16 protein-coding genes are annotated in these 20,341 nt (G+C 52.8%); 11 read left to right on the top strand and 5 right to left on the bottom strand.

Annotation, left to right across the window (positions count from 1 at the left end; all coding sequences use genetic code 11):
- Positions 1-72: 72 nt before the first annotated feature.
- The 7 genes from deoC to BN2762_RS01410 all read left to right on the top strand — a co-directional run bounded on the left by deoC (position 73) and on the right by BN2762_RS01410 (position 7,370).
- A complete protein-coding gene (deoC, locus tag BN2762_RS01435; RefSeq protein WP_055105279.1) occupies positions 73-738 on the top strand; it encodes a deoxyribose-phosphate aldolase in 666 nt (221 codons plus the stop codon).
- A 586-nt stretch (positions 739-1,324) separates the two neighbouring features.
- The gene (deoB, locus tag BN2762_RS01430; RefSeq protein ID WP_055105278.1) at positions 1,325-2,506 is read left to right on the top strand and encodes a phosphopentomutase; all 1,182 of its coding nucleotides are present in this window, start codon (positions 1,325-1,327) and stop codon (positions 2,504-2,506) included.
- Positions 2,507-2,533: 27 nt separating this feature from the next.
- Entirely contained in the window at positions 2,534-3,241 is a 708-nt protein-coding gene (deoD, locus tag BN2762_RS01425) for a purine-nucleoside phosphorylase (protein WP_055105277.1), read from the top strand.
- A 123-nt stretch (positions 3,242-3,364) separates the two neighbouring features.
- Positions 3,365-4,666 (top strand): pyrimidine-nucleoside phosphorylase, encoded by a 1,302-nt coding sequence (locus tag BN2762_RS01420; RefSeq protein WP_055105276.1) that lies wholly within the window; start codon positions 3,365-3,367, stop codon positions 4,664-4,666.
- A gap of 173 nt (positions 4,667-4,839) precedes the next feature.
- Complete coding sequence (locus BN2762_RS26710; RefSeq protein ID WP_148499848.1) at positions 4,840-5,169, top strand: hypothetical protein; 330 nt, start codon at positions 4,840-4,842, stop codon at positions 5,167-5,169.
- 92 nt (positions 5,170-5,261) lie between these two features.
- Entirely contained in the window at positions 5,262-6,233 is a 972-nt protein-coding gene (locus BN2762_RS01415; protein WP_055105275.1) for a ring-cleaving dioxygenase, read from the top strand.
- 243 nt (positions 6,234-6,476) lie between these two features.
- Entirely contained in the window at positions 6,477-7,370 is an 894-nt protein-coding gene (locus BN2762_RS01410; protein ID WP_055105357.1) for an SDR family oxidoreductase, read from the top strand.
- Here BN2762_RS01410 and BN2762_RS01405 read toward each other — a convergent pair.
- Both BN2762_RS01405 and BN2762_RS01400 read right to left on the bottom strand, forming a co-directional pair.
- Positions 7,367-8,482 (bottom strand): hypothetical protein, encoded by a 1,116-nt coding sequence (locus tag BN2762_RS01405; RefSeq protein ID WP_055105274.1) that lies wholly within the window; start codon positions 8,480-8,482, stop codon positions 7,367-7,369. The genes BN2762_RS01410 and BN2762_RS01405 overlap by 4 nt on opposite strands.
- A 175-nt stretch (positions 8,483-8,657) precedes the next feature.
- A complete protein-coding gene (locus BN2762_RS01400; RefSeq protein ID WP_083484729.1) occupies positions 8,658-9,083 on the bottom strand; it encodes a DUF2500 domain-containing protein in 426 nt (141 codons plus the stop codon).
- Positions 9,084-9,678: 595 nt separating this feature from the next.
- Here BN2762_RS01400 and hflX point away from each other — a divergent pair.
- Positions 9,679-10,971, top strand: coding sequence for a GTPase HflX (hflX, locus tag BN2762_RS01395; protein WP_055105273.1), 1,293 nt, complete (start codon positions 9,679-9,681; stop codon positions 10,969-10,971).
- An 88-nt stretch (positions 10,972-11,059) separates the two neighbouring features.
- Here hflX and BN2762_RS01390 read toward each other — a convergent pair whose 3' ends face one another.
- Together BN2762_RS01390 and BN2762_RS01385 are read right to left on the bottom strand one after the other, a co-directional pair.
- Complete coding sequence (locus BN2762_RS01390) at positions 11,060-12,640, bottom strand: sensor histidine kinase (RefSeq protein WP_083484728.1); 1,581 nt, start codon at positions 12,638-12,640, stop codon at positions 11,060-11,062.
- Positions 12,637-13,320 (bottom strand): response regulator transcription factor, encoded by a 684-nt coding sequence (locus BN2762_RS01385; protein ID WP_055105272.1) that lies wholly within the window; start codon positions 13,318-13,320, stop codon positions 12,637-12,639. Before BN2762_RS01385 ends, BN2762_RS01390 begins: the two co-directional genes overlap by 4 nt.
- A gap of 236 nt (positions 13,321-13,556) precedes the next feature.
- Here BN2762_RS01385 and BN2762_RS01380 point away from each other — a divergent pair, with 236 nt between their 5' ends.
- On the top strand, positions 13,557-14,489 hold the full coding sequence (locus BN2762_RS01380) for a manganese-dependent inorganic pyrophosphatase (protein WP_055105271.1): 933 nt from the start codon (positions 13,557-13,559) through the stop codon (positions 14,487-14,489).
- A gap of 203 nt (positions 14,490-14,692) precedes the next feature.
- On the opposite strand, the gene BN2762_RS01375 is transcribed toward BN2762_RS01380, so the two are convergent.
- Entirely contained in the window at positions 14,693-16,006 is a 1,314-nt protein-coding gene (locus BN2762_RS01375) for an MFS transporter (RefSeq protein WP_055105270.1), read from the bottom strand.
- A gap of 246 nt (positions 16,007-16,252) precedes the next feature.
- Between BN2762_RS01375 and BN2762_RS01370 the strand changes: the two genes are divergently transcribed.
- On the top strand, positions 16,253-18,604 hold the full coding sequence (locus BN2762_RS01370; protein WP_055105269.1) for a PAS domain-containing hybrid sensor histidine kinase/response regulator: 2,352 nt from the start codon (positions 16,253-16,255) through the stop codon (positions 18,602-18,604).
- A gap of 263 nt (positions 18,605-18,867) precedes the next feature.
- A complete protein-coding gene (locus BN2762_RS01365; protein ID WP_055105354.1) occupies positions 18,868-20,310 on the top strand; it encodes a SulP family inorganic anion transporter in 1,443 nt (480 codons plus the stop codon).
- Positions 20,311-20,341 lie beyond the last annotated feature (31 nt).

Here is a 20,341-nt window from a genome sequence, read left to right as displayed (position 1 = left end):
AAGATTGGGGTAGTATAGTTCATTCCTGCATCATTTAATGGATCAAAACAAACGATAGAGGAGAGCGTATTTTTGAGTATAGCTGGCATTATCGATCATACGCTGCTGCGTTCGGACGCAACGTTAGAAGATATCAGGCAGCTTGCGAATGAAGCGAAGGAGTACGGCTTTGCTTCCGTGTGCGTGAATCCCGCTTGGATAGCCTTTGCCGCAGAGCAGCTGGCGGGTACCGGAGTGAAGGTGTGCACCGTCATCGGTTTTCCGCTTGGCGCCTCCACTTCCAGGACGAAGGCTTACGAGACAGAAGAAGCAATTCGCAGCGGGGCTGCCGAGGTCGATATGGTTATACCTATCGGGGCACTGAAATCTGGGGATGATGATGCCGTTCTTCGCGATATTCGGGCCGTTGTTGATGCGGCAGCGGGCAAGGCTTTGGTTAAAGTGATTATTGAGACCTCTCTGCTGACGGATGAGGAGAAGGTGCGAGCCTGCAGGCTGGCCGTGCAGGCCGGTGCCGATTTCGTGAAGACGTCTACCGGCTTCCAGGGCGGCGGGGCGTCGGTGGAGGATGTAGCTCTGATGCGCCGGACGGTAGGCCCTGATATAGGCGTAAAAGCCTCCGGAGGAATTCGCAGCCTGGAGGACGTTCACCGGATGGTTAAAGCCGGCGCCACCCGCATCGGTGCAAGCTCCGGGGTGCAGATCGTGAAGGGAGAGCAGGGCAGCAGCGCTTACTAAGCCGCTGCGGCTGGCGTCATCGATACAGGCATTGTACACCGTATTATATTTTACTGAACAACGTGCTGTATATCGTACCGTACATCGAACTGCACAACGAACTGCACATCGTACTGTACACAGGTACTGTACATCTGACAACTGTACATCGTACGCACTGCTTTGCTCCCTGCGTGCATAGTCGCGAGCATATTAAGGCTGCTAGACGCTTCTCACGAATCAGCGAGACTCGTCAGAAGCAGCGGAGCAGCAGAAGCTTAAGATCGTCCGTAGCCTAACCTCAGCAATAGCATGAAATCTGTCGCAGCATAAAGCCTGTCACAGCATAAGACCTGTCATTAAGTTTGTCCGGGCACAGCACCTGTCGCAGCATAAACTCAGCCCCAGCGAGCCTGCCACATCATTAACTCAGTAGTAGTATATGGCCGGCAGCCATCCAAGCATGCCCCGGATCCGCATCGTGCGCGACAGGGAGCAGTTCGCACGATGTGCCCTGATCTAAGGAGCAACAACCAGCAGGAGCATAACTCAGCCGGGTTACATCTGATCAACGCATCATAGCGCAGAAAGGAAGCAGTGAGAGAGCATGGCAAAATTCAAAAGAATCCACCTGATCGTCCTGGACTCCGTCGGGATCGGCGAAGCGCCGGATGCTGCCGAATTCGACGACTTGGGAGCGGATACACTCGGGCATATTGCCGAGGCCTGCGGCGGGCTTAACATGCCGAACATGGCCAAGCTCGGCTTGTCTAACATCGAGCCGATTCTGGGCGTGCCTCAAGCGGTTCAGCCGCTGGCGTATTATACGAAAATGCAGGAGGCCTCGCGGGGTAAAGATACGATGACTGGACATTGGGAGATTATGGGTCTGTACATCGATACGCCGTTCCGCGTCTTTCCGGACGGCTTCCCCGAGGAGCTCATTCGCCGCATCGAGGAGAAGACGGGCCGCAGCGTCATCGGCAACAAACCGGCCAGCGGGACGGAGATTATTGCCGAGCTGGGCGAGGAGCATATGAAGACGGGCGCGCTGATCGTTTATACCTCCGCCGATTCTGTGCTGCAGATCGCCGCTCATGAAGAGGTAGTGCCGCTAGAAGAGCTCTACGAAATTTGCGAGTTCTGCCGCGAGATCACTTTGGACGATCCTTATATGCTGGGCCGGATTATCGCCCGTCCGTTTGTCGGCGAGCCGGGCAATTTCACGCGGACATCGAACCGGCATGACTATGCGCTAAAGCCGTTTGGACGTACGACGATGAATGAGCTGAAGGATCGCGGTTTCGACGTGATCGCCCTGGGCAAAATTTCCGATATTTATGACGGGGAAGGGGTGACCAAGGCGGTGCGCACCGTGTCCAACATGGACGGCATGGATAAGCTGATCGAGACGATCAAGACGCCGTTCAACGGGTTATCCTTCCTGAATCTGGTTGATTTCGACGCCGTCTATGGCCATCGGCGTAATCCGAAAGGCTACGGACAGGCGCTAGAGGAATACGATGCCCGCCTGCCGGAGGTATTCGAGCTGCTCCAGGACGACGACCTGCTGATCATTACGGCAGATCACGGCAACGACCCGACATATAAAGGAACGGATCATACGCGAGAATACGTGCCGCTGCTGGTGTATTCCAAGTCTTTTGCCGGAGGAGGAAAGGAATTGCCGCTGCGCAGAACCTTCGCGGATATCGGAGCTACCGTAGCGGACAACTTCGGCGTCAAGCTGCCGGAGCACGGGGCAAGCTTTTTGAACGAATTGCAGTAACCATATCGAGGATAGGAGGAAGCCACGATGAGCGTACACATTGGAGCCAAGCCGGGAGACGTTGCGGATACGATTCTGCTGCCGGGCGATCCGCTGCGGGCGAAATATATCGCGGAGACCTATTTGAGCGACGTGACTTGTTACAACGAAGTACGAGGCATGCTCGGATTTACGGGGACCTATCAAGGAAAGCGGGTGTCCGTGCAGGGTACCGGAATGGGCATTCCGTCCATAGGGATCTATGTTCATGAGCTGATCCAGGAATATGGCGTCAAAAATCTGATGCGCGTCGGCACATGCGGCGCAATGCAGGAGCATGTCCGCGTGCGGGAGGTTATCCTCGCCCAGGCCTCATGCACGGATTCGAGCATGAACCGCCATGCCTTCGGCGGCTATGACTACTCGCCAATCGCCAGCTTTCAGCTGCTTAAGGCTGCGTATGAACGCGGGCTCGCCAAAGGGCTGAATATGCATGTCGGCAATGTATTTACCTCCGACATGTTCTACCGCGATGACCAATCCATCGTACAGAAGCTGATGGATTACGGGGTGCTGGGCGTAGAAATGGAGACGACCGCCCTCTATACCATCGCAGCCAAGTTCGGGGTGAACGCACTCACGATTCTCACCGTGAGCGATCATTTGATTACTGGGGAAGAGACCACGGCGGAAGAACGGCAGACAACCTTCCATGACATGATGGAGGTTGCCCTGGAAACGGCCGCTTCATTGTAATTTTCTTTAGTTTCATACAGTTTCCGGCGATAAAGCAGCTCGAGCCCGGATTGCTGGATGCAAGTCAGGTTATGGGATGCTATGCGAGAGCAGCCAATCAGATCATAATGAGGAGAATCTGCGATGAGAATGGTGGACTTGATTGAGAAGAAGCGCGATGGGCAGGAGCTCACGACCGAGGAAATTAATTTCATCATCGAGGGTTATACGCGGGGCGAGATTCCCGATTATCAGGTGAGCGCGCTGGCCATGGCGATCTATTTCCAGGATATGAGCGAGCGTGAACGGGCTGATTTGACGATGGCGATGGTTCGCTCTGGCGATACAATTAACCTGTCAGGGATCGAAGGCGTGAAGGTTGACAAGCACTCCACCGGGGGCGTCGGGGATACGACGACGCTTATCCTCGCTCCGCTGGTCGCCGCGCTGGGCATCCCCGTGGCCAAAATGTCGGGGCGGGGGCTGGGCCATACCGGCGGCACGACCGATAAGCTGGAATCTATCCCCGGCTTTCATGTTGAAATCGGCAGGGAGGAATTCGTCAGGCTCGTCAACGAGTATAGAATCGCGGTCGTCGGCCAGAGCGGCAATCTGACGCCAGCGGACAAGAAGCTATACGCGCTGCGCGACGTAACAGCCACGGTCAATTCGATCCCGCTGATCGCCAGCTCCATTATGAGCAAGAAGATTGCCGCAGGCTCGGATGCGATCGTTCTGGATGTGAAGACAGGGGCCGGCGCATTTATGAAGACCGTGGAGGACGCCAAGGAGCTTGCGCATGCCATGGTCAGCATCGGCAACAATGTCGGCCGCAGAACGATGGCGGTCATCTCCGACATGAGCCAGCCGCTCGGCGCAGCGATTGGCAACGCCCTGGAGGTTCGCGAAGCGATCGACACCCTTCGCGGCCGCGGGCCGAAGGATTTGGAGGAGCTGTGCCTGGCCCTTGGCCGTCAAATGGTCTTTCTGGCAGGCAAGGCCGCTTCGCTGGAGGAAGCGGAGGAGCAGCTGAGGGAGGCGATTTCCAGCGGCAAGGCGCTGGCCAAATTTAAGGAATTCATCGCCAATCAGGGCGGGGACGCCTCCATCGTCGATGATCCCGGTAAGCTGCCGACAGCGGCGTACCGGATTGAGGTGCCGGCCAAGCAGAGCGGCGTCGTCGCCTCCATCGTCGCCGATGAGATCGGTACGGCGGCTATGCTTCTCGGAGCGGGACGCGCTACGAAGGAATCGGAAATCGATCTGGCGGTCGGCCTGATGCTGAACAAGAAAATCGGCGACAAGGTAGCGGCGGGAGAGTCTCTGGTAACGATTCACGCCAACCGCGACAACGTCGATGAGGTTATTGAGAGAATCTATGCGAATATCACGATTGCCGAGCAGGCAACAGTACCAGCACTCATTCACGGCTTTGTGACTGAGTAGGCTCGACCGGCAACAGAAATCTGCCCCCAGAAGAGAGCCTTGCTGCAAAACGAATACAGTTTCCATAAAAAAGCAACCCAGTACCACTTCGGTGCTGGTTTTGCTATGTTTTCTTCGAATTTTTATCCATCCTTTTTTGGAATAAGAATTAGAGAGGGGGGAGTATTCTAACGTTGAGAGCGAGAAAAGATAAGCGAGAATTGAATAAATCTGCTGTAACGACTTTAATAATAAGCATGGCATTGCCGTTTTTTTCTATATCTATTTCGAATTTTAAATTAGTCGGTGATAGCACTTATGCAATAGGTTTTCCGATTAGGTTTTTATACTATTTCAGCGAAAACTTGCCAAGGCAAAAATATCAACTGTACACATGGGATATGTTTACTCAATTTGTTTCATTACGAGGGCATTTATATCTTTTAAATGTGGTTCTGATTTACTTAACTATCGAAATAATTAAAAAAACTTATATAAAGCTTAAAAATTCGTCTTCCACATAGCAAACCAATATTTGCGGGAGATTCAGCATTTCCCACTGGAACAAGAATAGATCGCAGCAGCATGTGCAATCTACTAACATGGAGGGATCATGATGCATTTTAAAGGAATTCATCACGTATCGGCCATTACGGCGAATGCCCAGAACAACTTTGATTTTTACACGAAGGTGTTGGGGCTTAGGTTGGTCAAGAAGACAGTGAATCAGGACGATGTTTCCGTATATCACCTGTTCTACGGAGATGGCAGAGGAAATCCGGGAACAGAGCTGACGTTCTTCGAAATCCCAATGGCGGGCCGCAACCGGGACGGGAACAACAGCATTTCGGCTATCTCCCTGCGCGTTCCGAATGATGCAGCGCTAGCTTATTGGAGCAAAAGGCTGGATGAGCATGGCGTGGAGCGTGGAGACATTACCAAGCGGGCGGGAAGAGCGGCGCTGGCCTTCACCGATTTTGAGGGCCAAAGATTAATTCTCGTTTCTGATGAACACAATGAAGGCGTTCAGGGCGGCATACCTTGGGAAAAAAGCGCCGTACCTGCGGAATACGGGATTACGGGCCTAGGTCCGGTGCAATTCACCGTAGCAAACCCCGAGCAAACGATCTTGGTGCTCACCGGGCTGATGGGCTTTAGGAAGAAAGGAGAATATCCGTCCAGTATTGCCGGACAGCCGGATATTCAAGTATTTGAGACCGGGGAAGGCGGCACAGGGGCCGAAGTACACATCGAGGAGCGAAATGATCTGCCCAAAGAGCGCCTTGGCCGCGGCGGGGTGCACCATGTGGCTTTCCGCGTGGAGGATGAGGAGGAGCTGCGCGCCTGGGTCACCCGGCTTAAAGCGGCGAGGATTCCAAGCTCTGGCTTTGTGGACCGCTTCTATTTCCGGTCGCTGTATTTCAGAGAGCCGAATGGTATTTTGTTCGAAATCGCCACCGATGGTCCGGGCTTTGACACGGACGAGGATATCGAGCGTTTGGGCGAATCACTCGCTCTCCCGCCATTTCTGGAGGCGAAGCGCGAGCAGATCGAGGCTCAGCTGGAGCCGCTGGATACCAAGCAGTAACATGGCTTGCAAGCTTGATAGTTTGATCATAAATGGTTCAGCACGACCCAAGAGAGACCCGCGGGCATGTTCATCATCCTGTCAGTGGGTCTTATTTTTAATTCAGGCTTCTTTCGGCCGTGATATAAGACAAAAGATGTCATATATTCTGGAGTAAGCTAAAGAGGAAGTCTATACAAATCACCGGGGAGGGAATGGATCAATATGAATATCAAAATGGAAAAGGAACGGCTGGCCAGCTTAATGGCGAGCGTAGAGCAAAATTCGCTGCAGGGCAAGGTTGCCGTCGTGACTGGCGCGACAAGAGGGGCTGGGCGGGCGATCGCGGTAACGCTAGGCGCGGCGGGGGCTACCGTATACTGCACAGGGCGGAGCGTTCGCGGGAACCCTTCCGATCTGCAGCGCTCGGAGACGATCGAGGAGACGGCCGAACTGGTAACGGCTTGCGGAGGCAAGGGAATTCCGGTCCGGACAGACCATACGGTGGAAGAAGAGGTAAAAGCCTTGTTCGAGCGGGTTAGCGCGGAGCAGGATGGACGGCTGGACATCCTTGTGAATGATTTATGGGGCGGCGAGCATTTAACTGAATGGGGAGTTCCATTCTGGGAAGCCTCGCTGGCAAAGGGGCTGCTCATGCAGGAACGGGCGGTCACAGGCCATATGATTACGAGCTACTATGGTGCGCCGTTAATGGTTGCAAGGAAATCAGGGCTGATCATTGAAGTGACGGACGGGGTAAGCTACAACTATCGCGGCAATCTATATTACAGCCTGGCCAAAATATCCCCGATCCACCTGGCAGCCGCTATGCACGAAGAGCTCCGTCCCTATAATGTGACTGCATTAGCGGTGACGCCGGGATTTCTGCGGTCCGAGCAAATGCTGGAGCATTTTGGCGTAGAGGAGGAGAATTGGCAGGATGCTATTGCCAAAGAGCCGCATTATGCTGAATCGGAAACACCGTATTTCCTGGCGCAAGGAATCGCAGCGCTCGCTGCCGATCCCCAGGTGGCGGCCAAAGCGGGCCAGGTCTGGTCAAGCTGGAGCTTGTCCGATGAGTACGGGTATCGCGATATCGACGGCCGCAGGCCGCATTGGGGCCATTATGCCCAAGCCCAAGGGCTGCCGGTCAATTAATTCTTTGCGGCTTTGGAAGCTTTGTCCAGGCGATCTTGAATTTGCGATAAGGAGGCCAGTTCGAAATGATAAGTTCCAAACGGCCTGAACCAGCGATGCAGAAGAATTTGAGCTTGAGTTAAGTGTCTGGCTGCTTCTTCCGTTTGTCCCTGTGTGGACAGCAAGGCCGCCCAGGCTTTGTGGTAGCTGTAGGGCTCGCGGTCAGACAGGCCTTTGACAAGCGCCTCTGCTTCCTGACGGGATTCAGTGCTGCACGGAGAATGCGTTAGAAGATGCACAGCATACAGGCTGTCGATCATGATGCGGCTTAATGGGGTGGCGGCAGAAGGATGCTTGGTCAAGCTGACGGGCTGGATATATTCTACCGCTTCCTTCGGTTGTTCTTTATCGGCAAAATGATAATAGAGAAACATCCGCAGCTCGCTCTCCTCAGCGAGCTGTTCTAACGTCCGTTCCGGTAGGTCGCATAGCAACCGGGCGGCTGTGTCGGTAATTCTCGGATTCCATTCGGCGGGCCGGCGCTCGGACAGGTAATCCTTCTGCAGAATAACACCGGCTATCAATAGGCTCGCCCTGGCCGATTTCTTATACAGAATCAGGAACAGCCTTCCATCGGAATGGCTGACTCCATTGGATAAAGGAAAAAGTGTTGCAGCCGCGAGACCAAAGCTTATCCACAGTAAACACTCCGCCCACAAATAGGGGGTGGGGGCAAGGAGCAGAATTAGAAGAGCGGTGAGCAGATTTCCTGCGGGTCCGCCAAGAGCCATCCAGGACCATTTTCTTGCCACCTCTTCTAGATTGCTGGAGGGGGCGGCAAAGCGCATCGTTCCCCCAAAGCACAGCCAACTATCGTTGGAACGCAGGACGATGGAACGTCCGGTAAAAGCGATGCGGAATGGGCCGACAATCATCTCCTTCGGCTTCAGCCCCGCCCAAGCGCCTGCCAGCAAGTGACCCGATTCGTGAATGAGGGTCGCCAGCAGGTAAGCCGAGAATATAACGGAAGCTAGGATAATTGCCTTTTCGGTTATTGGCAGCAGAAGAGCTGTAAGAATACACAGCAGAGTTAGTGCGAGAAGAAATGGCAGCGGCCTCAGCAGCTTGTTCATGTAGATGAGAACACCAGCTTTCTTTTATTGAATCTCTATATTTCAAGAACTTTATGAGCGGCAAAAAACCGGTTTCTCTAAGCGAGGAACCGGCTTTCACGCTTGAGCTTATCGTCAATCTCCCTCAATCAGCCCTCAGCCCTCAATAAGCTTTCAATAAGCTTTCAATAAGCCCTTAATAAGCCCTCTCCCGGCTTCCTTCCACGCTGCGCTCAAAGGCCACGATCCATTCGCCCTGCACGAGAGCATATCCAGTATCGCCTTCGGCGACGAGGCCATACAGGTTCTTAACGTCAAGATATTCCTTGCGTTCTCCGTTATCGAATTGCAGGGTGATGTAATAGTGAGTGCGCGATGTGGAGGAATGCATATGATCATTTGCATGGTGGCTGGAATGATGCTCTACGTAAGTCCGCTTGGATACAATGGTAGCGAATACGGATTTCTGGGGCGAGCGTTGGTTTTGGGCGTATTTTACTCCGTTAGAGACGAAAGTAGCGATGATAATTCCCAATATGACGATAAAAATGATAGGGAACAGGGTGGACATCGTATTAAAAAAGCCGCCCCCTCCCATCGGCGGGAAACCAAAATCATGCATATGGCAAGCCTCCTTCACAATATTAACGCAATAGAGATGCAATTGGTTTCGTATACTGTTTAATATTCCGCAATCCCGCGACTTAGACTTGCTCTGCAGCAGATCTGGGCAGGGCACAAAAGGAAAAGCCGCCCCCTCATTGTGCAGTTTTGCAAATTATGTTAATATGGTATTACTTTTGAACAAGAACGGAGGGTTCCCTGTGATTTACATTATTCCCGTTTCACCACTTTGCGCGGCTAACTGAATAGTGCTCAAAGGCTCTGCCCTGTGCAGGGCAAACGGGATAGGTGTGCTATCATAAAGGGAACCTTTATAATAGAATATGCCGATCGTGCCTGACGTCGCTTACGGGAAGCGTTATTTGCCGTAGGCTTGATGTCTTGCGGGTCTTGTTTGCATGACACAGGGGGATGCCTGTGTCTTTTTTGGATTATAGAGAACTTTACAGCAAAGCTGGACCATTCTGTAATCGCAACAGAGCCTTGCCGCTGATGCGGTCTGTCTACATGAAAAGTGTCGGTCGACGTTATTCTTATCACTTAACAGTTCTGTCCAGGAACTCGGCATCGAATGCCGGAGGAGGAATGCATATATGGAACAATTGCAGCAGAAAGCGATTTTGGTCGGAGTGAATCTGAATCATCAGGAGGATTTCGAATACTCCATGGAGGAGCTGGCAAATTTGACGGAGGCGTGCCACATTGAAGCCGTTGGCACATTAACGCAAAATTTGCCGAAAGTAAATAAGTCCCATTACATCGGGACGGGAAAGATCGGCGAGCTTCGAGCGCTTATTGAAGGGCAGGAGGCCAATCTCGTTATTTTTAACGATGAGCTGTCCCCGTCGCAAATTCGCAATTTGGAGGCGGATCTGGCGTGCAAGGTCATCGACCGGACGGTGCTCATTCTCGATATTTTTGCCCAGCGGGCCAAGACGAGGGAAGCACAGCTCCAGGTTGAGATCGCGCACATGAAATACATGCTGCCGCGTCTTGTCGGGATGAGAGAGTCCCTCGGCCGGCAGAGCGGCGGCGTGGGCACGAAGAACCGCGGGGCAGGGGAGACCCGGCTGGAGCTGGATCGCCGGCGGATTGAAGAGAAGATCACGGTGCTGAGCAAAGAGCTCGAGGAGCTCGTGGCCCATCGCCAGACGCAGCGCAAGCAGCGCAAGAAGAAGGACCTGCCTGTCGTGTCTCTGGTTGGCTACACCAACGCCGGCAAATCGACGATCATGAACGCGCTGATGGAGCGGTACAATCCGGCGGCGGAGAAGCAGGTATTCGAGAAGGATATGCTGTTTGCCACGCTGGAGACCTCGGTGCGGAACATCCCGCTGCCGGATAACAAAGCTTTCTTGCTTACGGATACAGTCGGATTCGTCAGCAAGCTTCCGCATCATCTGGTTAAGGCGTTTCGCTCCACGCTGGAGGAGGTGGCGGAGGCCGACCTGCTGATCCATGTCGTCGATTACAGCAACCCGGAATATAACCGGCTCATCCAAATTACGAATGAGACGCTGAAGGAAATCGGCATTACCGATATTCCGACGATCTATGCTTATAACAAGAGCGACCTGACCGAGCATCCCGTACCGAAGGTTGAAGATGACCGGATTTATATGGCCGCTAAGCCGCGAATCGGCATCGAGGAATTGGTGCAGTGCATCCGGAAGGGGATTTTCAAGGATTATATCCGCTGCGAGATGCTTATCCCGTATGATCAAGGCGCGGTCGTCTCCTATTTCAACGAGAATGCGGATATCGAATCCACCAGCTACGAGGCTGAGGGAACAAAGCTTGCCATGGAATGCAGGCTGAGCGATTACAACAAGTTCAAGGAATATGCGATTGGGAGCGGATTGCTAGAAGTGGATAGCGAAGGATAGCGAAGAATAGCGGAAAAACAGTTGTAGGGAAAAGGCCCGGGCAGGACACCTTATGAAGTGTCTGCCCGGGCCTTCTGCGGTTCCCGCTCTACTTACAATGTCCGCAGTGCGCGTTCAGCGGCAGTTTCACCTCAAATGCAGCGCCTTCGCCGGGCGGACTGATGGCATGGATGCTTCCGCCATGCGCCTCTACGATCGAACGGGTAATCGAGAGGCCGAGCCCCGCCCCCCCGTGACTCCTGCGGCTTCGCGACCTCGAGGAGTCGCTGCGGTAGAAGCGGTCGAAGACGTGCGGCAAATGCTCCGGCGGAATGCCGCATCCGTTGTCGCGAATAGACAGCATAGCCTCCATATGCGAAGCGGTCAGCGTTACGGTAATGACTCCCTGCTCGGGGTCGGTGTGCTGCACCGCGTTGCTGAACAGGTTAAGGATCACCTGTTTGACCGCGTTAGCGTCATACCTTCCTCCAACCCCTCCGGTGAGGACGAAGCGAACCGTCCGCTGCTTGGCGAGCATGCGCAAATGGGGCTCCATCTCCGAAATGAGCGAATCCAGCCGCGTCTCACGAAGCTCCAGCTCGGGCCGGCGATCCAGCTTGGCGAGCAGCAGCAAATCCTCGACGAGCTTCTTCATTCTCGTGGATTCGCCGAGCATGCTCTTCAGGGAGGCCTCCAGCTGCTCCGGATGGGCCGCCGCTCCGCGCAGCAGCACCTCCAGGAATCCATGGATTGACGTAAGCGGCGTCCGCAGCTCATGGGAGGCATCCGCGATGAAGCGGCGCATCTGCTCCTTCGCCTCCCGCTCGCTGTCGAAGGAAACTTCAAGCCGCTCGAGCATTCCGTTGAACGAGTGGGCAAGCGCATCGATCTCCGCTTGCCCTTGCCTGGAGGGGAAGCGGATGCTCAGGTTGCCGGCATTGACGTCCTCGACGGTCCGCACCATGCGGTTCAGCGGGTGCAGCGTCCGGCGCAGCAGCGGCAGGTAGAGCATCAGGCCGCAGGCCAGAGCCAGGGCGGACAGTCCGGCGAACGTCAGGAGCTGCCGCAGGACGATGCTCTGCAGCGGCGCGGTATCCTTGCCGACCTGGATCAGCCCGTACGGAGCGCCAGGTCCGCCGGCCGGACGGAATACGACGAGCTGCTCGCGGCCCGTCTCATCCTGCACCACCTCATAGCCGCTGTGCCCACTATGCCGGAACTGCTCCTGCAGAGCGGCATATTTCTCCGTGGGCAATTGAGGGGAGACCCTGTCTGCAGCTCCCGTCCAATCGGTGAATTCGCCGTCCTCCGAAATATAGGCAATGGACATGTCGGGCAGGAATAGTAACGGCTGATTGCCGGGATGATCGGAACCGTCCATTGCCCTGCCTGCAGCGGAGGGAGCATCGGAGGATTCCTCCCCGTCCAGCTCAGGCACACGAAGGTTCCAGCGTTCGGGTACGAAGCCGGGAACGCCGAAGAGCTCCTTGGGCAGCCCGCGCATTTGGGAAGTCATCGTCTCTGCCTGATTCCGGTACAGGAAGTCCTTCATGATGACGTACTGCAGCGCACCGATCAGCAGAAGCAGCACCGCCAGCACGAGCAGGGAACGGGACAGCAGCTGGATCCGGAGAGAGCGGGGGGCTGCCATGCTCCAAATGCGGCCTGGAATCAGCTTAAGCCTGCTCATATATCGATCCTGTATCCTGCACCGCGCAATGTCCGGATAAGGCGATGCTCTTTATCATTCAATTTGTCCCGCAGCGATCGGATATACACCTCGACGATGTTCTCCTCGCCGCCGAAATCATAGCCCCACACCTTATCCAGAATTGTTGTTTTGCTCAGCACGATGCCATGATTGATCACGAGATATTTAAGCAGCTCGTATTCCGTGGGCGAGAGCTCCAGCACTTGCTCCCGGTAGATGATTTCCTTCTTCTTGTCATTGAGCCTGAACGGACCGATTGCAGCTTCTCCGATCAACGCCGGGAATTGATTGCGCAGGCGGGCGCCGATGCGGGCCAGCAGCTCTTCAAAGCTGAATGGCTTGACGACGTAATCGTCCGCTCCGATCGTCAGTCCTTTTACCCGGTCTTCCACCTCATCCTTTGCCGTCAGCATGATAATGGAGGCGTGCAGTCCGGTTTTCTTCAGCAGGCGGCAGACCTCCCATCCGTCCATGCCGGGCATCATTACGTCCAGAACAATGAGATGCGGCTGGAATTCGGCGGCCAAATTGATGGCGCTTAGACCGTCGTGCACGCTCCGCACCTCGAAGCCTTCATTCATGAGTCCAAGCTCCAGAAATTGAACGATGTGAGGCTCGTCGTCAACGAGCATAATTTTTAGGCCTTGTATGTGACTCATAGTTGTAGCCTCCTCCATGCAATAGCGCCTTGTAAAATAGTTCTCTCTATTATAGAGAGAGTATCTGAAAGTTAGCTGAAAGCAATCTGAGCCGCTCCTTAATTCGCAGCCGCTATTTTGGCAAAATTGGCCTTAATCGATGTAAAATATTTGAATCTAGGACTCTATCATCTTGATTGTCCGAGGCCTTGTAGGATATACTTTTCTAAGCTAATGACTAAAAGGAGAGTATTAAGATGGACAAAGTATTGATTTTCGGTCACAAAAATCCGGACACGGATACGATTTGCTCTGCCATCGCTTATGCGGATCTGAAATCCAAGCTGGGCTGGAATGTGGAAGCCGTCGCTCTTGGAAGCGTAAATGGGGAGACACAGTTCGCTTTGGATCGTTTTGGCTTCAAGGCGCCTCGCATTGTGGAGAGCGTAGCAGGGGAAGTGAAGGATGTCATTCTTGTAGACCATAATGAACGCCAGCAAAGCGTCTCGGACATCGAGCAGGTGCGGGTGGCTGAAGTCATCGACCACCACCGGATTGCCAACTTTGAGACGAGCGGGCCGCTGTACTACCGTGCGGAGCCTGTGGGCTGCACGGCAACGATTCTGAACAAAATGTATAAAGAGAACGGCATCGAGGTTCCGGCGAATATCGCAGGCTTGATGCTGTCGGCTATCATTTCCGATTCTCTGCTCTTCAAATCCCCGACCTGCACTGAGCAGGACGTTGCAGCAGCTCGCGAGCTGGCTGAAATCGCCGGTGTGAACTCAGAAGAGTACGGCCTGGATATGCTCAAGGCAGGGGCGGATCTAAGCGACAAATCGATCGAGGACCTGATTTCCCTGGATGCGAAGGAATTTGAGATGGGCAGCTCCAAGGTGGAAATTGCTCAAGTCAACGCTGTTGACGTAAATGATGTATTGTCCCGTCAGGCTGAGCTGGAAGCTGCGCTGGCAGGCATCGTGGAGAAAAAGGGGCTTGACCTGTTCCTGTTTGTGGTAACGGACATTCTGAACAATGACTCCGTAGGCGTGGCCGTGGGCAAGGATGCGGCTGCGGTGGAAGAAGCTTATGGCGTGAAGCTCGTCGACAACAAAGCGGTGCTGAAGGGCGTAGTGTCCCGAAAATCGCAAATCGTCCCGGTATTGACGGATATTTTCAACAAGCGCTAATTCATTAGTAACGTTGGATGATCAGCGCTGGCGTTGAACACACAGCCTTAAATAAAAAAAGTCCAGAGGCAGATTTCTGCTTCGGACTTTTTTTATTTAACCGTATCGTATTAATCCCTGTTCTATTCGGGTAATTAAACTTTATACGTCGAAGCGGCCATAAAAGGCCGCTGCAATGAACGCTCCAACCGCTCGCGCTAGGCTTAGCTTTGCTCAGCCGAGCCGGAGACCGTGACCTCTGCTGAACCTGTACCGGCGCCAGCGACTGCTTCGGCAGCCACATCCATTGTGATCGCTGCCGGTCTATGCTTGAAGATCGGTACTAGAATCAGGGCGCCGATAAGCATAACGCATCCCGACACGGTGTAAATTTCGACGAGCGGAAACATTTTCTTAAGCGGTCCGGCCAGGGACATCATGATGACCATCATCCCCGTAAACATCGGGCTGAGCACACCGTTAACCCGGCCGACGTAGGACTGCTCGGTATTCTGAAGAATCATCGTATTGATGCCGATCTGAATGCATGGAAAGGTGAGGCCGTTGATGAACTGCAGAAATAGCGTCAGAGGAATGCTGGTCGATAAGCCCATGCCGACAATACATACGGCACTGACCGTTATTCCGAAGGCAAGCAGCAGCTGCGGGGCGAACTTCTTTGTCAGCATCATAATGACGATGCCCCCTATAAACATAGCAACACCGTTGACCATCATCAGGAATTGCAGGAATTCTTTAGGCTGGCCCAATCTTTCGGTAACGATAAATAATCCGAGGGTCTGAATCGTTCCAACCGCAAAGCCGGCAATCGCAAAGGTTGCCCCGAGCACTTTCAGCACCTTGCTGCGCCATACATAACGGAAGCCATCGGCCAGCTCCTGGCGGATGTTTGTCGTACGCACCGGCTTGTGTTCCGGCTTCTCGTCAGGCGGCAGCCGGAACATGACGAGGGCGGAGAGCAGGAAGGCCACGCCCATGACGGCGATTGAATTATATATTCCGAATTGATGGTAAGCAAAGATGCCCAGCACGGGACCGGCGACCATGAAGATCGCAACCAGCGATTGGAACAAAGCCATGCCTTGCTGCAATTGATCCGGATGAACGTGCTGCTTGAACAGCTTCATCACGGATGGCTGAGAAAACTGCGATAATATGGCGGACACAAAGGTAGCCAGATAGACGGCCTCCCAGGAGCCGTACATCAGCGTCAGCAGGACGCCGAATACGGAAAGCGCGGACAGAAAGTCACACCAAATAATCGTGCGCTTCGGCAGCCATCTGTCGGCAAATGCTCCGCCGATAAAGGAAAACACGAAAATCGGAGCAAACTCGACGACGTATATTAATGATATTGCCAGCGGATCTTGATTCGTTTGATCTGTTACAAACATTAGAATGGCAAAATTTCTGACCCAAATTCCAATTTGCAGAAGGACATTTGAGATGAGAATGGTCTGGTATAACCGATTGCGAAAAAGACTTCCGGGTTTTGAAGCTTGCCCCGTTGTTGACAAAATAATCACCTCAAACTATATGGTTTCTCTTTCCAGGGCAAAAAGCCCCTTAGCAACAATAATTCATTTTGGCCTTCTTGAAAAGAGAAAATTCAACTATAATTATTTTTTGTATATCACGACCCAAATTGACTTTTAAAACAATGTTTGTTATTTAGTATGAAACAAGTCTGTTGCAGCTGATCTGTATTCATATTCAATTGAATTCTATTGATGTACGACATCCTACTGGACGGAGGCAGAAATATGAACATCAGAGGAGAGGGACAGCAGTCTAATCGCGAGAATCTGCAAGAGATTTCAAATCGGGATGAGAACGGCGGTTACAGTGCAGGGATGAAGGAGAAGCAAGCCAGGTGCAGGCCGGTTTTCACAGACCAGTTCTACAGACAAATCATTCATCAAGCAAGAGATATTGTTTATTGCTGTAATGAAGAAGGGGTTTGCGAGTATGTCTCGCCATCGGTCGAGTCCGCTCTCGGCTATGCTCCTGAGGAATTGTTAGGTGAAAGCTACCGAAAGCTCTGCCATCCCGACGACCGGGCTCTTCCGACCAGGCGGGAGATTATGCGGAACGGGGGAATGCTTGAGCTGAGGCTTAAGCATAAGGATGGCAAATATATATGGTACGAGTTTAGTATTACCCAGGTCAGTGAGGATTCCGGCAAGCCTGTCATTCTGGCTATAGGCCGGGACATTTCGAAGTGGAAATACGAGCGAGCCTTCCTGTCGGAGACGATGCGGACCGCGCTGATTGGCAGCTGGGAGTGGGATGTAGAGAAGGATCAAATCATCCTGTTCGACTATGTATATGAAATGTTCAACATCAAGAAGGGCTCCACGGTGACTGCGGATGAACTCATCGCTATGATGCAGGAAGATGAGAGGGAACGGTTGATACAGGCGGTTCGGCAGGCTGTTGAAGAGGGCAAGCTCGACTTCGAGTTCCAATACAAATATGCTGACGGCGCTTGGGGCTATTATTGTTTAAAAGGTATCGTATCTTACGATGAACACCACAATCCCGTTAAGATGAACGGAACGGTGCAGGACATTACGGAGCGCAAGAACATTGAACGTAAATTCCAGGAAACCGTTGAACGCTATACTTCATTGAAGAAGTATAATCATGACGCCGTGTTCTCTCTTGATCTGGAAGGAAATATTATCAATGCCAACATTATGGCCGTGAAGATGACCGGCTATGCGATTGAAGAGATGGCCGGCAAGAGCTTCTCCCGCTTTATCGGCGAGAAATACGTTAAGCGAATTCTGAAGGATGCGATTAACGATCCGAGCATCGAGAAGCTGATCGACAAGCTTCAGAATAAACAGGGCGAGACGGTAGAGGTGCTGACGACGATTGCGCCGATTATTGTCAATAATGAGAATGTCGGCTTTTATATTATTGCAAAGGATATTTCCGAGCAGAAAAGGCTGCTCATCGCCAAGGAAGCGGCGGAAAGCACGAACAAAGCCAAGAGCGAATTCCTGGCCATGATGAGCCATGAAATACGGACGCCGATGAACGGGGTGATCGGCATGACGGATTTGCTGCTTGAAACGACGGAGCTGGACAGCACCCAGAGGGAGTATCTGGATATTATCCGCAAGAGCGGCGATACCCTGCTGAGCATCATTAACGATATTCTTGATTTTGCCAAAATCGAATCCGGTAAAACTGTACTGCATAAGGAGAAGTTCGACATCCGCAAATGCATTTCCGAGACGCTGGACGTGCTAGCGCCCAGGGCCAGGGAGAAGGGGCTGAAGATGGAATTCAACGTCCACCCGGCGGTTCCGGAAGCGCTGATCGGGGATCCCGACCGCTTGAAGCAGATTTTCCTCAATTTGGTCGGAAATGCGGTGAAATTTACTTTTAACGGCGGAGTATCGATAACGGTGGATCCGATGGAGAGTCAGGACGGATACGTCAGATTGAAGATCATGGTCAAGGATACCGGGATTGGCATTCCCAAGGACAAAATATCAGACCTGTTCGAGCCCTTCTCCCAGCTTGACCATTTCATGACCCGGAACTATGAGGGCACGGGACTAGGCCTGGCGATAACGAAGCGGCTAATTGGGCTCATGGATGGAGATATTTGGGTCGAGCCCGAGGAAAGGCAGGGCGCTACTTTTGTCTTCCATATCGCTCTGCGTGTGCCAGCGAAGGATTCGGTCAGCGCCAACAACGCCGTGGGAACCAGCATGGACAGAATGCATGCCCCGGCGCTCAAGGTACTCGTGGCCGAAGATAATGAAATCAACCAGATCGTACTGAAAAAAATGCTGGAACGGCTCGGACATCGAATCACAATCGTCTCGAACGGGATTGAAGTGATCCAGAAGGTCGCTTACGAGGAGTTTGATCTCATTTTTATGGATGTCCATATGCCCGAGCTTAATGGATTTGAAGCTACGCGGGTCATCAAGGAGACGGTACCGGCGGATAAATGGCCGGTCATTGTCGCTGTCACCGCCAATGCTCTGAAGGGCGACCGGGAGAATTGCCTGAATGCCGGAATGGACGATTATATCAGCAAGCCGATCAAGAGCACGGCTATTTCCGAAATTATCGCGAAATACTTTGGATGACAGGATGAAGCGACAGGATACGCACATGATGCAGCACTCTGTATAAGTCTTATGCAGGGTGCTTTTTGCACTGGGAAGGATAAGGCCAGCAAACTCCCCCTATGAAGCAGGAATAAAAAGCATTCATAATATGACAACGCTTACATCAAGGCTTAGCCATTTGTGAACTCTTAATAAAATTTTATATAATCGAGTTCGTGAGCGTTGCACCGGACATTTTTTAAAGAAACGGGAGGATTACATCATTGTTGAAAACAGTAAATATGAGAGCGGCATGGTTCTCGAATACACGGGCAGATCTGCTGTCCGGTCTGACGGTTGCTTTTGCTTTGATTCCAGAGGCGATCGCATTCTCGCTCCTGGCCGGCGTTAGCCCGATGGTCGGGCTGTATGCTTCTTTTTTCATCGCTGTAGTGATTGCCTTTGCAGGGGGCAGACCAGGAATGATATCGGCAGCCACAGGAGCGATGGCTCTGCTGATGGGAGGGCTTGTCCGCGACTATGGGATCGAGTATCTTTTTGCGGCTACGATTCTCGCAGGCATTATTCAAATTATTCTTGGCGCGCTAAAACTTGGGAGATTAATTACGTTTCTGCCGCATTCCGTTATGGTAGGGTTCGTTAATGCGCTGGCAATCCTGATCTTCATAGCTCAGCTGAATTATTTTACAGGCGAGGGCTGGGTCATGTACGCCCTGGTTGCTCTGACGCTAGTTATTATTTACGTGTTTCCCCGGATTACGAAGGCTTTTCCTTCGGCTCTGGCCGCTATTATCATCGTGTCCGTCATAACGATGCTGCTTGGCCTGGATGTCAAAACGGTGGGAGACATGGGGACGATTACGAGCGCGCTGCCGGTATTTCATCTTCCGGAAGTGAGCCTGTCCTGGGACATGTTCAAGGTGATCTTCCCGGTATCCTTATCGCTAGCCATCGTCGGGCTGCTTGAGTCATTGATGACCGCAAGCCTGATCGATGAAATCACCGATACGTCCAGTGATAAAAACCGGGAGATGAAGGGACAGGGGCTTGCGAACGTTGTAACTGGCTTCTTCGGGGGAATGGCAGGCTGCGCCATGATCGGCCAGTCGATGATCAACGTTAAATCCGGCGGTCGAACCCGCTTGTCGACTCTGGTATCCGGGGTCGGCCTGTTGTTTCTCATCATCGTGCTCGGCGATGTCGTCAAGGCGATCCCTATGGCGGCCTTGGTTGGCGTAATGTTCATGGTTTGCATCGGCACATTCGATTGGGGCTATCTGCGATCCATGCGTCGGAATATCCCGTATTCGGACGGGTTCGTGATGATCGTTACGGTCGCGGCCGTCGTAGCCACGAATAATCTTTCCATTGGCGTAGGGATTGGCGTGCTGCTCAGCGCACTTATATTTGCCTGGAGGATGGCCAAGATCCGGATCATTTCAGAAGAACAAGCGGGCATCAAGACATACGAGGTGAAGGGCCAAATGTTCTTTGGCACCGTCTCCGGCTTTTTGAACGAGTTCGATGTGACGGGGGATCCGGACCATATCCGGATCGACTTCACCAAATCCCATGTCTGGGATCATTCGGCCGTTCAGGCGATTTTCAAGGTCATGGCCAAATACCGGGAGCTGGGCAAGACTGCGGAGCTCATCGGGCTGAATAAGGAAAGCTCGGAGCTCGTTCACCGGGTAGGATTAACTGTAACTGGGGAACAAGCTTAAGGGGATAATACACAAAAGGCAGGCCGCCATA

It is taken from the genome of Paenibacillus ihumii, assembly GCF_001403875.1.
In the GTDB taxonomy this organism is placed as follows: domain Bacteria; phylum Bacillota; class Bacilli; order Paenibacillales; family Paenibacillaceae; genus Fontibacillus; species Fontibacillus ihumii.
The sequence above is the reverse complement of the archived record's forward strand: the minus strand, read 5'-3'. Positions and strand labels throughout refer to the sequence as shown.

Coding starts and splice junctions, on each gene's coding strand:
- deoB (WP_055105278.1), top strand. CDS start 1,325: ATGGCAAAATTCAAAAGAATCCACCTGATCGTCCTGGACTCCGTCGGG.
- deoD (WP_055105277.1), top strand. CDS start 2,534: ATGAGCGTACACATTGGAGCCAAGCCGGGAGACGTTGCGGATACGATT.
- BN2762_RS01420 (WP_055105276.1), top strand. CDS start 3,365: ATGAGAATGGTGGACTTGATTGAGAAGAAGCGCGATGGGCAGGAGCTC.
- BN2762_RS01415 (WP_055105275.1), top strand. CDS start 5,262: ATGCATTTTAAAGGAATTCATCACGTATCGGCCATTACGGCGAATGCC.
- BN2762_RS01410 (WP_055105357.1), top strand. CDS start 6,477: ATGGCGAGCGTAGAGCAAAATTCGCTGCAGGGCAAGGTTGCCGTCGTG.
- BN2762_RS01405 (WP_055105274.1), bottom strand. CDS start 8,482: ATGAACAAGCTGCTGAGGCCGCTGCCATTTCTTCTCGCACTAACTCTG.
- BN2762_RS01400 (WP_083484729.1), bottom strand. CDS start 9,083: ATGCATGATTTTGGTTTCCCGCCGATGGGAGGGGGCGGCTTTTTTAAT.
- hflX (WP_055105273.1), top strand. CDS start 9,679: ATGGAACAATTGCAGCAGAAAGCGATTTTGGTCGGAGTGAATCTGAAT.
- BN2762_RS01390 (WP_083484728.1), bottom strand. CDS start 12,640: ATGAGCAGGCTTAAGCTGATTCCAGGCCGCATTTGGAGCATGGCAGCC.
- BN2762_RS01385 (WP_055105272.1), bottom strand. CDS start 13,320: ATGAGTCACATACAAGGCCTAAAAATTATGCTCGTTGACGACGAGCCT.
- BN2762_RS01380 (WP_055105271.1), top strand. CDS start 13,557: ATGGACAAAGTATTGATTTTCGGTCACAAAAATCCGGACACGGATACG.
- BN2762_RS01370 (WP_055105269.1), top strand. CDS start 16,253: ATGAACATCAGAGGAGAGGGACAGCAGTCTAATCGCGAGAATCTGCAA.
- BN2762_RS01365 (WP_055105354.1), top strand. CDS start 18,868: ATGAGAGCGGCATGGTTCTCGAATACACGGGCAGATCTGCTGTCCGGT.